1 protein-coding gene is annotated in these 944 nt (G+C 62.1%); it reads right to left on the bottom strand.

Annotation, left to right across the window (positions count from 1 at the left end; translation table 11 throughout):
- Positions 1–710 (bottom strand): recombinase family protein (locus J7360_RS20965; RefSeq protein WP_209034749.1); only part of this gene is annotated, 710 nt, incomplete at its 3' end.
- Positions 711–944 lie beyond the last annotated feature (234 nt).

Raw genomic sequence — 944 nt, 5'->3', positions numbered from 1 at the left:
CGGGTGAACTTGCTCCCGTTTTCGACATGGAGCCAGAGAATCACGGCAACCGATGCCGCCGCCATGAGTTCGGTGCTCGGTGCCGGTGCGCTGAGCTTTGCGTGTTTGACGGCCTGGCTGATGGTGCTGCGGCTGCATCCCACCGTCTTTTGCACCACGCTCCACGAGCTGCCGCTGGCCAGCAGCCGATTGATCGCACCGTAGCGCGCCCGGTCGACTTGGCGGCCTCGATATTTGCCTGCGACCTTGGCTTTCGCAATGCCTTGGGCCTGCCGCTGTCTGCGCTGTTCATAGTCGCGCCGAGCGATGGCGGCCAGCATGTCCAGGAGCATGTCATTGATCGCACCGAACATGCGAGCGTCGAACTCGTTTTGCAGGGGGGCCAAGTGCTGCCACGTCGTCGGTACATTGACCGCGACCACGCGCACTGCGCGCTCGCGGATCAGCGTTTTCAGCTTCTCCCACTCGGCCCTGCCAAGACGTGACAGACGATCCACGTCCTCGACCAGCAACACGTCATGCGGCCGACTGTCGGCCAGCAACCGAAACAGCTCGGCTCGGTCCAAGCGTGCGCCGGACGCGTTCTCAGCGTAGTAGTTGCAGATGCGAACGCCCCGATCGCGCGCAAACTGATCCAAGCCGCTGCGAGCACGCTGGGCATCCTGTTCGTCTGTGGAGGCGCGCAGGTAGGCGCGGACAAAGGTGGTCATCGGTACGGTTAGGGTCGATTGGGTGAACCGGTTTGTTTAGGGTCACACGATTGGCAACAGAGTACCGGCTTCTGATGGTTCGACAAGGGGATACCCAAACAAAACCAGCATCCTGGCAGGGCAGGATGCTCAACGTGGATGCACTCGTGGCCGGACTGGAGCTGGGGTGACGGAAATTTCGGCGGTTCCGGCTTACCCCCCCTTTATCGCCGTCGATAGCCGCATCGCTCCGAT

Origin of the sequence: Xanthomonas sp. D-99, from assembly GCF_017746145.1 — a bacterium.
Taxonomy (GTDB): domain Bacteria; phylum Pseudomonadota; class Gammaproteobacteria; order Xanthomonadales; family Xanthomonadaceae; genus Xanthomonas; species Xanthomonas cissicola.
Note: the sequence above shows the minus strand (reverse complement) of the source record. Positions and strands in the feature narration are given on the sequence as shown.